The sequence below is a fragment of the Rheinheimera sp. D18 genome (assembly GCF_004345025.1).
Taxonomy (GTDB): Bacteria; Pseudomonadota; Gammaproteobacteria; order Enterobacterales; family Alteromonadaceae; genus Alishewanella; species Alishewanella metallidurans.
The window spans coordinates 2,833,669-2,847,114 of record NZ_CP037745.1; the positions used below are offsets into that span (position 1 = coordinate 2,833,669).

The window sequence follows — 13,446 nt, forward strand, 5'->3', positions numbered from 1 at the left end:
ACGTTTTACCCCCGGCAGCATGGCCGGGGTTCAACTTAACTGTATTGGTTATTAATGAATTTCTTCGGGTTTTGGTATAAGTGTATCGAGTATTGCGCCATCCAGAACGTCTTGCTCAAGCAGCAGTTCAACCAACTTTTCAATTACAGGCCAATGAGCATTTAGCGTATTGAAACATAATACCTCGGCTTGCTTTAACCAATCCTGCACCCGTTCGATAATGTTACCGTTAATAGCTTGCTGTAGCTCATTACTTAACCCGTTAACCGACAATAATCCCAATTCTTTGTCCAGGCCAAACTGGGTTATTGCTCTTAACGCTATGGCTGACGCTTTAGATAAATCGCTACTGGCCCCAGCACACATGCCATCTTGTCCAAATTTAACGATCTCTGCACAGCGCCCCGCCAATAGCACGGCAATCTCTTCAAGAATCTCTGTCGCCGTAATTCTTTTGTAGTGCTCCGGATCACGGTTAAAGGCAACAAACCCTGCCATATTGCCACGTGAAGCAATACTTATTTGCTCGATGCTGGTTTCAGGATTTAACACCCGCGAAACAATAGCATGCCCTGCTTCGTGGTAAGCCGTCGCGGTTAAATCGTCCAGCGTGCGCTTTACAGTTGCGCGATGGCCATATTTACGTTGGTTAATAAATTCCAGCAGCATGTGCTGGTTTATCGTTGAAACGCCCTGGCGTATCATTTCCAGCACCACTTCACGCCGGGTTTGCTCTAAATCTGCTCCACTCATACCCGAAGTTAAGTTAAGCAGCGCCTCTTCGTTAAGTGAACCATCATGCGGTAACGCCAAATAGCGCTGAACGAAGAACCGTCTGGCATCGCGGTCTAGCGTAGGCACATTCAGATGAATATCTATGCGCCCTGCCCTAACTAAGGCCGGGTCGAGATCTTGTGGTCTGTTGGTGGCAGCAATAATAAATACCGGCGGTGAAAGCTCGCTATTAAAGCCGTCAATTTCGGTTAGCAGCTGGTTAATAATAACCTTGTAGCCTTTCTCTTCGCGCGAGCCCAGCACATCAATTTCGTCAATAAATAAAATAGCCGGCGCATATTTGCGCGCCCGGGCAAATAGCGCCTTAACAAAATTCAGGTCAAGTAAATCCGTACCACTGACACTGATAAAAGGTAAATCGGCTTCGTTGGCAAAAGCCTTTGCCAACATGGTTTTACCTGTACCCGGCGGGCCATACATCAGTAAACCTTTCGGCATGGATACATTATGAGCTCTGATTTGCTCCGGGCGCTTTAACAGGTTTATCGTTTGCTGCAAACGGCTTTTTACCAGGTTATGGCCTGCGATATCGGCCAGCCTGACATTTGGTACTTCAACACTGATAGAGCCCAAACCATTAAGATCAGCATGTTGGATCACTTTCTCCCAGCTAAGCTGGTCAAATACAACACGAAGTGAGCCACCTTCAGATACCGCCTGACTTTGCAGATTAAGCACCAACCCTTTGCGGTTCATCCAGTGAATAACATCTTCATCGCCCGCCATGGCAACAAAATCAGCAAAGGCTGCTTTAACTTCTTCAGTTAGCTGCCAATAGGCTTGTTGTGGCATCTTATCAGATGTGCAGGCCTGCGTTACCTGTCGTGCAAAACGGTCGGCTATTTGGCGGGCAACCTGCCGCGCATCAATATCCGGCGCCAGGCTTAAAATAAGCAGTCGCAACAAAGCGTCCGTCTCTTCTAGCTGCAACTCACAGCCCAAACCAGTACTGAAACGGCGACGCAGCTTATGAAACGCACTCTTGGCAATGTCTATTAAATGCACCAGCTCAAGTGGCTTAAAGCGCACTAACGCATCACTACCCATCAGGTTAAGTAAGCCAGAATTAAATACCTTGCCATCAGCAATACCGGAACCCAGCTCGTTTAACGCATCTAATAAGGTAGCATTAGCTTTGCCCGGATTTTGCTCGGCAATTTTCTGAAAACTGGCCGAACTATAGACATCTTCTAAGGCATTACTGGTAAAAATAACAATAGTTTGCCGAAAATCGACCTCCGGCGGGGCTATTTGCGTATTGCTGGTATCATTGTTTTTATAAAAGCCAAACTGATCCCGCATCGCCCCCTGATTAAACAGGCTGTTAAGCTTGCTGATCACCGCCGGATGCGCTTTTTCAATATCGTCAAACACCACGACGGTTTTCGGATGCTGGCGCACAAAGTCGGTAAGAACACCAGGGCGGGCATTAGTATAGCTGGCCTCATTACCATCAAGCATGGTGCTTTGGTTATAGTTAACCATCGACGACATTGGAATAGTTAATAGCTTCCAGTCATCGCCCAGCCGCGCAGCTAAGCGTTCGGCTAACAAAGTTTTGCCGGTGGCAGAGCTGCCAATAAAAAAGAAGCTGGCCAAGGGCTTAGGCTGCGCCGGTGCAAACAGGCTTTTTAGCAAACCATCACACACAGCTGTAATGGCAGCGTCTTGGCCAAATACGTCTTGCTGCAACTGGTGTTGCAACGCACTAACTAACTGAGGTGTAATTGCAGAAGTTGTCACAGCATCAGCTTCCTGTTCTGGGTTTGGCGCGGGGTTATTCGTTGGTGTAGATTGCCCGGCTTTTGTAGGTGCGCCTCTAGCTCTGGTAGGTCTGGCGTATTGTGCTTCAACCTTTGCCAGCCAGGGGCCAAGCAACTCTTCGTATTCGGGTTTTAATGTGGCGATGTTTTTGTGAATTCCACCTAAAGATAAAACTAATTTTTTTAAATCTTCCGACACAGGAAATCTTAAATCTTTTGCAGTTCCTAAAGCTTGAGTAAGCTGATTTATACTTATTGAAGTCGCCTGAGCCTCAGAACACATAACACGATCTTTGAGCAGGTCATCATGCACATCAAAGTAAAACAATCCATTGTAGAAATCTTCCAGCCCAAGCGAATTTTTTCCTTTTATTTGGATAATGCATTTACTAATAATTAAAACGCTATAAATCAATTTTAGTCTCGGTACCGAATTCAATTAAAGGATAAAGTTGCATTACATACGAAAGCATCAAACTCCGAAAGATCATCTTTTACATTTTTATTTGTTTTTACCTTTTCAGTTATAACAGCTTTGAATTTCTTAAAATCTTTAATTTTTTTCTTTTCATCTGAACTCAATTTGATTGTCGCTACAGAATTTTCAAAAGACAACGACTTAAGTTGCAAAATAGTCTCATCTTTTGAATGGTCTATAAACTCAATACTATACTCTCCATTAGTTACGATGCCTCCCTCCTCAAATTGAATCTTAAGAAAATCATCACTACCAATGGAAAGCATTCCAAGTTGATCTTGACTAGGAGATTTAGCACCAGGCAAATTAGCAAGTTTAATTTGAAGGTTGTCTTGTGCGGCTTGTTGCGCAACGAGCAGCTTTTCTTGGGCATTAATTTTATTTTCTAACGACTTAACTTCTTTATCCAGGTTTGCTGTTGATTCTTTGATCGCTTTATCAATCAACTCATTTGAAGTTAATTTAAACTCATCAATCTTATCTTTTATATCTTGCTTAGCGGTTTCAACTAGTTCCTTTTTTTGACTTGTGAATTCTATATATTGCTTATTAAACTCACCTAAACTTTTCTTTATGTCTTCGGTTTCTTTCACTATATTTCTGAAACGCATTAGAATTTTTTCAGTTGCATCTAATTTTAACTGTATTGCTTCTTTACCACTAATTGAAAAATATATTACTAATACGGTCATTAACACGCCAAAAAAACCAGTCATAACGGCTATAGTGCTATAGCTGTTTCCTAGATCTGAATAACGGTCTTCTAATGACTTTATCTTTATAAAAAGCTCATTATTTAGGTAATCTTCAGTACAGAAACTATTTTTTGTTAAAGGATCTTTAGCAGAAAAACACTCTTTTCGATAATCGTCTAAAGCACTTCTAAAACTTTCAAGTTGTGTTATGTCGCTTGAATTCGACTTAATTCCGAACACCTCAATACTACCCTTACCGAGAGTGATTATTGCGATGATTAAAAAAACAAACAACGGTGCATAGACCATGAAAAGATGAGTTAAAAATATCCAAATTCCTTGTATCAATTCTTTCCGATCTGAAACAGAAGTTGACTCATGCTCTGTAATTTTCTTTTCAGATTTATCTGGTTCGCCACTAGACTCAGTATTTTCATTATTGTTCACTTTACCTTCAGCACGTGACATTTGAACCCCTTATAAAGTTCTAACGATTTTTTCAACTTCGTTAAAATCATTTTTATCTACCAGCAATTTTATTTTTCTTAAAGTATCAGGCTGGTCAATTAAGCTAGGTTTAATCATAACAAAATTTGCCAAAATATGTGGGGCCTTTGTCGCAAGTGAAATTAATAATTCATCGAATATTGAATTGCTATTTAATATTTCCTGCTCTGGATCACCCGACTGTTTAATTCTACGGAGAACAACATAGCCTTTTTTAACTTCTGTCACCATGATCCTGATTGCCCTTTCAAGTTGGTCTTGAGCTAAAGAATCTTTTTCAAGAATAATCGGGTGGTCAACTACAATTTCGCCGTCATCTTGATCAAACCCCCAACGACCAACTTTTATGGTGCTATTTCTATCCACCATATATTTAAACAGCGCAAACTGCTTGTCTTGCTCTGCCTCATGAAAGTTTAGATCTTTCTCAAGGCCTTTGCTTCTTATCATCATAAATTCAAAGCCATTCTTAGAAGGTTCTGTAAGTGTTAGCAGAATATCTACATCGTATTCTCCCACTTCAGGGTCTTTGTCAATGCTCCAGCTTAATAGCAGCACTGCATGGTCTTCTTCATTGCGTAGCTGGTTATACTTTAAGCCAATGCTGTCGAGAATTTTTTTGGTGTCTTCCAGCGTCATTGCCATGTTAATTTACCTCTTAGAATTCAGTGGGTGCCAGTTCATCAAGCTTGGCGGCAATTATACCTAAATCGCGCTGCAGCAGTGCATTAAATGGCTCAGGGAAACCTGCCGCTAAAAAGCCTTCAAATACTGCCTTAATTTCGGATAGCTGTATGGTGTCGACATCGTCGCTTTGCAAGGTCAACTTGTGGCTACGGTACACAGACTGTAACGCCTCAGGAACGACGTCATTTGATGCTAATTCAGAAACTTCTTTGCGGATAACTACACTGGTAGCAATAATGGCGCGGAATATATAGTCAAACTGTTCGCCACTAATAACGCCATCGTTAGTGCAAAGCGAATACTCGAAGCGAACTTCACCATCGGAATCTAACTGAATACCACCAATTTTTACGTTCCAGTTAAACCGTAATAAGAAATGATACAAGGTCTCGGACTCAACCAAGCCGATATAGTCATTGGTATTTAACACTTCCAAAGAGGTAAACGTAACTCGGTTATCGTTATCATCGACCGAGAGTAACACTACGACTTTTTGCTCTTCGCCCAGGCTCATTGGCACTATAAGGTTACCGCGCTCGTCAACTTTATACTTAAGTTCTCTGGCGTCGCATAGTTGCTGCAATTGGTTTTGTAATGACATATCACCTCTCCTGTATTGGCCCATTCCCTAGAATGTTGACAAAGGGGCTATGAACATATGTATGTTTTTATAAGCTAATCTGATATTACCCAACACAGTTACATTAGGCCAGAAAAACTATTGGCGAATTTAAGCAGCTGAATTAACATTAAAAATGTTAGCTAGTGACTCTGGCTATTTGCTGTATATCACCGATTTTGCATGACACGCATAGTTAACCCTGTCAACGTGCACATCGACTTCAGCTGTCGCTTTACATGACTGTAGTGGTAGGCGCTCAACTGCGGGTATATTGATAAAGGCAGCCATATCTTTTACGTCTGCTTCTCCCTGATAAAGAATTTTTGCGTCAGAAGATTTTACTGTTAACTGATAAGTGGCGACTCGTATCAGCGTGCCATATTCACTAACCGGTATATCGTTGCAAAACAAAAATTTATCTGAAAGCTGGCCAGTGGCGTCAAACTTAGTGTCATAGGCATCAACAAAACTAAAAAACAGTTGCTGTCCGGGTTCTGAATCAATTTTTGTCCAGTCTGACAAGAGCACTTTATTGCTTTCATTAAGAAAAAATACTGGCTGTAACCCGCTATAGCCTTTTAATAACTGATACTGAGCTATAGTGGTACATGGCTGTTCAGCACGCTTATATTGCTCATTCGCTGGGAAATTTTGACCTGAATCAGCCAGCGATTCTGAAGGCTCGCAATACTTAAACTGTTGTTTAATATTATCTTTCATTTGCAGCTCCTGGCTCCTACGATGACACGGCGGGAGACTTAATCACTCTAAAATCAGGCTTAAAACCACTATCAACAAAAGAAGTATACATAGTGAAATAGCTACCCGCCAAAATGTAATAAAATTAATGAGTACCAGTGCTATTGCAAACGCATCTACTGAGCGCAAATAAATTGCAATGTCAGAGCCTGTTAAAACTATAAAATCAGTTAGAAGTAAGCCGGCAATCCAGAAGCGGTTTTGTAAAAAATGATCTATTGAATTCCAATACTCGCGCATTCATTTTCCTTTATGTTGGCATGTGGTTAGCTCGCCGATTCCCAAACCTATTTGAAGTGTCGTTTGGATTCCCGCTTACGTTAAGCCAAACTTAGGACTTCCCATACTTTGCTAGACACTTTAACCAGTTACAATCAAACTTAAAAAAGTTTATACCTCAATTTGCGACGTCCAACCACAACTTAATACCGGCCAATATTGTGGTTATTTACTCTTAAGCATATCCAACCAACCCTGGTAAATCATCACCATCGCCAAGGTATCCAATTCACAGTACTTCAGCAATGCGGCTTCCAGTTCTGCCCGTTCGTAATCTGACATTTGGGTAAATTGCAGCTTGCCGTAGGCACTTAGAGCCATAGCGCCGTTATTCAGCTCATCTGCTTCACTAAGTAACTCAATATCATGCTCACTAAGCTCCTCATGAAATAACACATCAGGCACTTTGAATTGGTAGGGTAAATTGAAAAAGATCTCCAGTAACTGGCCTTCCTCGAGATCAATGAGAATATTGGCATCACTGATCAACAAGTACATCTATACAGCCTCAGCTAACATTCGGCGTTGCTTATGCAGTGCCATAACCGATATTTGTAACAATTCAGCGGCTTTCGACTCGCTAAGGATCCCCTCAGCTAAGGCGCGATAGACTAGTTGCTCAAACAGCAGTGTTTGCTCTTGCGGGTAAGGCTTCCCTGGCTCTTGCTTACGCCAGCCATTTTGAGAAAACTGGATAAAAATTTGGCGCTTTTTCTCTTGAGTTATAACACCAAGATCAGCACTACGATACAAACAGGCCGCCATGCTTAAACCGTATTCATGCTTCAAAAAGTAAAGTTCTTTAGCATCAATGTTCGAGCGCTGCTCACCTAAGTGTTGATAAAGCCCAATGTCTGGCAATAAAAATGCTGACGCAAAACGATTACATGCCATTTCTTCGTCAACAGAATCATCTAGCAGGCCATGCAAAATCAGGTGACCAAGTTCGTGTGCCAACGTGAATCGCTGACGACATCCTGGCCAGTGCGCAGATACCACAACGATAGGCTGCCCTGAAATCTTGGCTTGTAAGCCATCAAATTTATCTGCTTGGGGTACGTTGCTGACAATGACCAAGATACCTTTAGACTCAAGCAAATCAATTAAATCAGGTAGCGGATTCATCCCCAGTTGCCAGTCACTACGTACCTTAGCAGCAACCTGCTCTACCGCAGCTAATGAACTCACCACTGGAATATCAGGATGATAGTCAAAGTCTGAAATTGGGAAGTTAGGCCACACATTTTTGAGCGCCAGCCAGCGTTCAGCTTGGTCGATCACATCAGATTCTATTTTTTTCAGTAGCTTAGCTGGAGCTGACGCTTTCTTGCGATACTCCACCTCACCTAACGTCACTTGTGCTGGGCGAAAAAAGTATTCAGAACGAACCGACAATGCAGCCGCCAATTTGAGTAAAACACCCGAGGACGGCATACTCTGGTTATGCTCGTATTTTTTAACCATGTTGGCACTTATACCAACAATATCACCCAAGGCCTGCATAGACAGGCCAGCAGCAGTACGGGCTCGTTTTATGCGCTCTCCAATCACACTGACCTCCGGTTTATAAATATAAATATTTTTGGGTAATTATAAACCAACTGGGTGATTCTGTCGATTGACATCACGGAGTAAAAAAGATGGCGATCTTGGAATTGTTTAGATACTTTGCATTATAAGGCTGTAAACGCCCGCTAATGCGAGATCATATATCTTGTACTTCTTCCCCCAGCAGCAGTTTTCTCCAGACATCCCATTTCTACCAACTGCGCCAAATGCCGGCTTGCAGTTGCCGGGCTAACCTTGGCCACTTTGCCGTACTGGCTATTACTGATGCCATCGCTGAAATCGCCATCCAGTAACCGGTTTAGTACTTTTACTTGCTCTTTGCTCAGTTGGGTTTGGTCTACCCGTTGCAAGAAGCGAGTTTTTAGCAGCGTTTGTTCGATATCAGCCAGCGCCTGCTTTAGGCTAGCGGCTAGCGTGTCGAGAAACCAAACCAACCAAGCAGTGATATCAGTATCGCCTTTCTGGCTTTGCTCAAGAATGTCGTAATAGCTGCTTCGCTTTTCCAGGATAGCAACCGACATGGCATAAAAGCGGATAGACTGATGTTCGGCCTGCGCCAGCGCCAGATCAGTCAGCAGCCTGGCCAAGCGGCCATTGCCATCTTCCAGTGGATGAATCGTGATAAACCAGAAATGCGCAATACCTGCGCGTAGCAGCGGGTCTAAATTGGCATCATGTTGCGAGCGGTTAAACCAATCGATAAAGCAATTAAGCTCGCCTTCCAAAACTTCACGTGGTGGTGCTTCGAAATGCACTTTAGGCCGGTCGATTCTACCTGAGATAACCTGCATTGGCTCGTTACCGCGAAGCTGCCCGCCCTGCACCCTTTGCATCAATGAGCTGTCAGGCGGAAACAGCCAGGCATGCCACTGTAACAAGCGCTCTAACGTTAATGGCTGCAGCCAGTTACCAATGGCGTCTGTCACCATCGCAGCAAGGCCATCTGACTGTGCTGTCGTTGCAACGCTTTGCAGTTCAGCAATACCCAGCTTACGGGCTAATGATGAACGCACCACACTATGATTAAGGCGCTCACCTTCGATAGCACTGGATGTAAGGATATTGGCAAGCATGGTATCCAGCGCAGCCTGCTGATTGTTCTGCACACCCATTTTACCCAGCAGTATGCCTTGCAAAAAGTGCAGCTCACGTAACTTAGGCGTCAGTGCCGCATGATCATAACGAAAAACTTGCGGTGAATTTTGCTGACGGCCGGGCCAATCGGGTTGTTGCCAGATCCACATAGGCAAGGCTCCTACTGATTGAGGTGAATACGTTGCACAATCTACTCACATACTGAGGTGAATAGCAAGTATATTCACCTCATAAACAAATCTAGAAGCAATATGAGTTAACTGCAGCATTCATACCTGCCTTAACATCCGACCATGCAGTTTGCAGATAGATCGTTCGGCTTCGGTGCGTTAAGCATGCGAAAAATGGTGGGTAAAGTGGCGGGTAAAACCGCATAACAATCACCGAAAATAAAGCTATCTACATGATTTAAAATCAAATTAATTTAACAATCTACAAGTATCCAGAACGTCGAATGATTTATTCTTAGTTTCCCTTCTTTCCATTCTTCATCAAAGCCCTGTTTTAAAAGGGCTTTTAAATTTCACAGTGTTCTACTTCGTTTCACATTGTTTCATCTTTCTGGTGAGTTAACTGGTGAGTAATAGCTCTGTATACTCAAGTCAAATGGTGAGTATTAGGAGGCCCAATGGCATCAATGACCGCAAAGCAGGTGGCGTCACTTGCAAAATTAGGAGAGCCGACAAGAAAATCCGACGGAAAAGGACTCTACTTTGTTGTACCAGACTCTGGTGCTCCGTACTGGGCACTTCGATATAGTGGCAACAGCAAGCGTAAGCAAATGACTCAAGAACGATTTGGCTCCAAGGCTAAAACATCCAAACATTCCAGCTCGAATATATCGGAGAGATATTAAACCCGTCATTGGAGAGCTAAAAATTCAAGATGTAACAGCTTTGGATGTTAGAGAGATCATCCAAAGGGCTAGGGATAGTGGCCGTCCAACCATAGCGAATGACACGCTTGGTTATATGAAGCAGTTATTCAAGCACGCGCTAAAGCTAGAGTTAACCGCAAATAATCCTGCTGCTCCTTTTACAATAAATGATGCCGGCGGGTTAGAAAAGTCCCGTAAACGTGCATTGGAACTGAGTGAACTAGACAATGTTTTTAGAGTATTTCGTAGTCATCTGAATAGCTTTAGTGGCTCAATGAGTTAAAAGTAAGATCTATTGGCTCTGAGTACGTTTTCCCTGCTAGACGCCGCAGTCACTTGCGTGTTTTTAGAGATCCGTACTTGCTTGGCTAAGCAGCGCAGCAAAACGGTTTTGTTGCTCGTTGGTCAAACAAGGCTCGCTAAACTGTTTAATATAATTTGAAACTGTATCAACATAAGTAATATTAGCTGAGATTGCGGTTTCAAATTTTGCTACTCGGCTAAATGCAGCTATTGAGTGGACTAACTTAGTGCCATCAACCTCTTTTAGGTGCAAAAAATGTTTTACCGCGGCAACATTTTTAAAGTTTTGATGTAATGGGTTCATTAAGTGTTTAGTGCTACCAAGGTAGGTTCGCGTCCAGTTGGCTTGGGTTTCAGTGCCTGAAATGTGCCCGCGCTCACCCTTTACGGTTATAACAAAAATACCATAAGGGCAAAGCACTAAGTGATCGACTATGACTTGTTCATCACTGGCTGTAAATAATTTTAATTTGCGAAAATGCTGATACTCATCCGACAAACGCCAGCGCAGTAGTCTATTTAATTTATATTCTGCAAATACACCTTTAAAACCTGGCAAATTAAGCCCAAGCCAAGATGTTACTAGAAACACGGTTAGCAATACCGCAAACAAGAGAGCCGCTATTATCGGTATATTATTCAATAACGGCATAAGCAGGTCTGAAGAAAATTCGGCTTCCTGATGCACAACCGCGCTATCAGGCAGCACGGCAACTAACGGTTCGGCTTTAACTGCTTCAACCAACACAACTTGGTCGATAACTTTAGGCCCAGAGCTTATTGCTGGGGCGATAGGTATTACTGTGGCAGTATTATCTGGCGGCTTTTTATCAACCTCGGTAGCAACCGTCGCAGTGTCTTTCTGCGACAACGACGATGTTTCAGGCTGGTTTAGTTCACTTTTCTCAGGAATATCACTAACGCTTGCAACTTCTGTAGCTTTAGAGGAATCGTCTTTAGCCACTGCAGTATCATCGCTGCTTTTTATCTGACGCGGTATATAACGCACCGGCTTGCGACAAAACTTTTCGTATTCGCGCGTCGCGCTAACAAAATTACTATTTTGTTTCTGATGACTAAAACGGTCTATTTGCTGTTGCAGCATAATGCAGGCGCCTTCGGTATATTGCTGTTGGCTATACACCTGTGGCGAGACAAAAATTAGCAGCGATAAGGCAAGTAACAAATAACGCATAAATCATCTCTGAATAAGTCGATACTTATGCTAGCAGTAACAAAAACAATTAACATCTTTTAATCTGCGACTACTTAGTAGTTATTATATTTACCGTTGAAATTACCCTCAATTTTATACTGTCGGCAACTTAAGTTTTTTAATTCAGTTGATTACTTTTCCGTTGCTCAGTTAGCTCTATTTTTCGTGCTGCGGCCTAGTTTAACATTTCATCTAACGCCTTGCGGTTATACACTTTGCCGCCATAGATCAGCGTATCAATATTTTTTACCGCATTAATATCTTGTAATGGGTTTGCTGGCAGTAATAGTAAATCGGCCTGTTTTGTTGTCGCTATGCTGCCATAGTCGGCCTGAACTCCCATAAAGGTCGCGCCATTAATGGTGGCGGTACGCAGTATTTGCGCGGGTGTTAAACCTGCTTGCTGAAATAAAGCTAATTCATCATGTAGCGCTTGCGCTGGGTAAACATAGGTATTTAGTGCCGCAGAATCGCTACCCGCCAGCAATAAAACACCTGATTGCGCTAAGTAAGGTAACTGCTTAGCTATTAATTGATATTGTTGTTTGCGCTCTGCGGTTTGTGCTGCCGTTTCACCGGCCATTCTGCCAATGCGCCACTTGGTGTTGCCCAAATTTTCGTTGCGAAATTTGAAAGGTAAAAGTTCAAAAAGCGCTTTTTCGTCACCTGTTACAGCGTATTGGATGGCTTTAGAAATTGTGCTTTTACCGGTTCCATTCGGGGCAAACTTAATATTCAACTTACTTGGCACGATAGCCACTTTGGCCATCGTGATGTTGTTACAGTTTTTAATTTCAATGTCCATATCGCCATCCTTTGATTATTTAATCTTCTTCATAATTGATAGAACGCACTTACTCACACCATTGCCTCTTCATACACTTTTTCGACCTCAGCAAACTTAGTTACGCTCTCTAGCCGAGTTAAAGTTGTGAGTTTCATCGAGTGACTAAAGTTTCGTAGTGGAACATGAGTCACTGCTGTTTGAAGAATCAACGGTCTACCTAATTGAAAAAGATAATAGAGCTCAGGTGAGTCTATGGCTTTGCCTGCCTGCTCGGCAGTGATGGAGGAGCGCGGTAATATCAAAACCTGCTTCACTGGCCATATCCGCTCTATTGCCTTAGTACCAGCATAATGATTGGATGGCATTGCTAACGCTAAATAGCGAATTTCATCGGCAATATGATAAGAACCAACTTTATCCTCTAGCTGCTGAATCGCTGTGACTTTTATGTGATACCACTGTGCAACGCCATTTTCGAAGTTTTGAAGATAGCTTTTATCTCGGCCTTTTTGAGGACCTAACGCGGCTGTAAGAGTTAGATCTGGGTACAACACTTGACGCATACCATAATAAGGGATGCGCGCCGCCTCCTGCACATAGAGCCTTTCTGCCATGCCAGCCACAGCGTACATGACATCATCTGTTTGCTCTGCTTGCGCGCTTGGAACGATGCCAATTTGCGCCTGTAAAAATTCCAACAACCATTGATGCCCGCAATAATTGCTTTCGGTTTGGCTTGGTAATAACGCAAATGCGCCAATACCCACTTCTTCTATCGCGGCTGCGTAGGGGTTGGCTGTTGTGGCTTGATCAAAAAAACCTGGATATAAAGCAAACGCACCAAAAACAGGGCGGCTTTTAACCATATATTTAGTGTTGTTAATTTTAATAAATTGAATCGCTTTTTTTATAATTCATGATAAACTGTAAAAATATACAGTGTTTTTTTGTAAGATAGTTCTGGAACCTGTGCTGCATTTTTATTATAATAGATAAAAAATTGATAGAGGCAAT

13 protein-coding genes are annotated in these 13,446 nt (G+C 42.6%); 1 reads left to right on the top strand and 12 read right to left on the bottom strand.

Annotated features, from left to right (window positions below):
* Positions 1 to 51: 51 nt before the first annotated feature.
* The 9 genes from E0Z06_RS13335 to E0Z06_RS13375 all read right to left on the bottom strand — a co-directional run bounded on the left by E0Z06_RS13335 (position 52) and on the right by E0Z06_RS13375 (position 9,398).
* On the bottom strand, positions 52 to 2,757 hold the full coding sequence (locus E0Z06_RS13335) for an AAA family ATPase (protein WP_165907405.1): 2,706 nt from the start codon (positions 2,755 to 2,757) through the stop codon (positions 52 to 54).
* Between the two features lie 236 nt (positions 2,758 to 2,993).
* Complete coding sequence (locus E0Z06_RS13340; RefSeq protein WP_132585611.1) at positions 2,994 to 4,199, bottom strand: hypothetical protein; 1,206 nt, start codon at positions 4,197 to 4,199, stop codon at positions 2,994 to 2,996.
* A gap of 9 nt (positions 4,200 to 4,208) precedes the next feature.
* Entirely contained in the window at positions 4,209 to 4,883 is a 675-nt protein-coding gene (locus tag E0Z06_RS13345) for a hypothetical protein (protein ID WP_132585614.1), read from the bottom strand.
* Positions 4,884 to 4,896: 13 nt separating this feature from the next.
* Positions 4,897 to 5,526, bottom strand: coding sequence for a YbjN domain-containing protein (locus E0Z06_RS13350; protein WP_165907406.1), 630 nt, complete (start codon positions 5,524 to 5,526; stop codon positions 4,897 to 4,899).
* A gap of 174 nt (positions 5,527 to 5,700) precedes the next feature.
* Positions 5,701 to 6,267 (bottom strand): hypothetical protein, encoded by a 567-nt coding sequence (locus E0Z06_RS13355; protein ID WP_132585618.1) that lies wholly within the window; start codon positions 6,265 to 6,267, stop codon positions 5,701 to 5,703.
* 42 nt (positions 6,268 to 6,309) lie between these two features.
* The gene (locus tag E0Z06_RS13360) at positions 6,310 to 6,546 is read right to left on the bottom strand and encodes a hypothetical protein (protein WP_132585621.1); all 237 of its coding nucleotides are present in this window, start codon (positions 6,544 to 6,546) and stop codon (positions 6,310 to 6,312) included.
* 204 nt (positions 6,547 to 6,750) lie between these two features.
* Positions 6,751 to 7,083, bottom strand: a complete 333-nt coding sequence (locus E0Z06_RS15660) for a hypothetical protein (RefSeq protein ID WP_207903092.1) — start codon at positions 7,081 to 7,083, stop codon at positions 6,751 to 6,753.
* On the bottom strand, positions 7,084 to 8,136 hold the full coding sequence (locus tag E0Z06_RS13370) for an XRE family transcriptional regulator (protein WP_132585624.1): 1,053 nt from the start codon (positions 8,134 to 8,136) through the stop codon (positions 7,084 to 7,086).
* Positions 8,137 to 8,279: 143 nt separating this feature from the next.
* On the bottom strand, positions 8,280 to 9,398 hold the full coding sequence (locus E0Z06_RS13375; RefSeq protein WP_132585627.1) for a Fic family protein: 1,119 nt from the start codon (positions 9,396 to 9,398) through the stop codon (positions 8,280 to 8,282).
* Positions 9,399 to 9,877: 479 nt separating this feature from the next.
* On the opposite strand from E0Z06_RS13375, the gene E0Z06_RS15665 reads away from it, so the two are divergent.
* On the top strand, positions 9,878 to 10,105 hold the full coding sequence (locus E0Z06_RS15665; protein ID WP_207903093.1) for an Arm DNA-binding domain-containing protein: 228 nt from the start codon (positions 9,878 to 9,880) through the stop codon (positions 10,103 to 10,105).
* Positions 10,106 to 10,472: 367 nt separating this feature from the next.
* Here E0Z06_RS15665 and E0Z06_RS13385 read toward each other — a convergent pair whose 3' ends face one another.
* The 3 genes from E0Z06_RS13385 to E0Z06_RS13395 all read right to left on the bottom strand — a co-directional run bounded on the left by E0Z06_RS13385 (position 10,473) and on the right by E0Z06_RS13395 (position 13,298).
* Positions 10,473 to 11,624 (bottom strand): nuclease-related domain-containing protein, encoded by a 1,152-nt coding sequence (locus tag E0Z06_RS13385; RefSeq protein ID WP_132585630.1) that lies wholly within the window; start codon positions 11,622 to 11,624, stop codon positions 10,473 to 10,475.
* Between the two features lie 196 nt (positions 11,625 to 11,820).
* Entirely contained in the window at positions 11,821 to 12,450 is a 630-nt protein-coding gene (locus E0Z06_RS13390) for an amidohydrolase family protein (RefSeq protein WP_132585633.1), read from the bottom strand.
* A 53-nt stretch (positions 12,451 to 12,503) separates the two neighbouring features.
* Positions 12,504 to 13,298: a hypothetical protein gene (locus E0Z06_RS13395; protein WP_207903094.1), complete on the bottom strand. Its 795-nt coding sequence runs from the start codon at positions 13,296 to 13,298 to the stop codon at positions 12,504 to 12,506.
* Between the last annotated feature and the right edge of the window lie 148 nt (positions 13,299 to 13,446).

Bases quoted from the DNA above. Each gene is read 5' to 3' on its own strand.
- E0Z06_RS13350 (WP_165907406.1), bottom strand. From the start codon at position 5,526: ATGTCATTACAAAACCAATTGCAGCAACTATGCGACGCCAGAGAACTT.
- E0Z06_RS13345 (WP_132585614.1), bottom strand. From the start codon at position 4,883: ATGGCAATGACGCTGGAAGACACCAAAAAAATTCTCGACAGCATTGGC.
- E0Z06_RS13385 (WP_132585630.1), bottom strand. From the start codon at position 11,624: ATGCGTTATTTGTTACTTGCCTTATCGCTGCTAATTTTTGTCTCGCCA.
- E0Z06_RS15660 (WP_207903092.1), bottom strand. From the start codon at position 7,083: ATGTACTTGTTGATCAGTGATGCCAATATTCTCATTGATCTCGAGGAA.
- E0Z06_RS13340 (WP_132585611.1), bottom strand. From the start codon at position 4,199: ATGTCACGTGCTGAAGGTAAAGTGAACAATAATGAAAATACTGAGTCT.
- E0Z06_RS13355 (WP_132585618.1), bottom strand. From the start codon at position 6,267: ATGAAAGATAATATTAAACAACAGTTTAAGTATTGCGAGCCTTCAGAA.
- E0Z06_RS13395 (WP_207903094.1), bottom strand. From the start codon at position 13,298: ATGGTTAAAAGCCGCCCTGTTTTTGGTGCGTTTGCTTTATATCCAGGT.
- E0Z06_RS13390 (WP_132585633.1), bottom strand. From the start codon at position 12,450: ATGGACATTGAAATTAAAAACTGTAACAACATCACGATGGCCAAAGTG.
- E0Z06_RS13375 (WP_132585627.1), bottom strand. From the start codon at position 9,398: ATGTGGATCTGGCAACAACCCGATTGGCCCGGCCGTCAGCAAAATTCA.
- E0Z06_RS15665 (WP_207903093.1), top strand. From the start codon at position 9,878: ATGGCATCAATGACCGCAAAGCAGGTGGCGTCACTTGCAAAATTAGGA.
- E0Z06_RS13360 (WP_132585621.1), bottom strand. From the start codon at position 6,546: ATGCGCGAGTATTGGAATTCAATAGATCATTTTTTACAAAACCGCTTC.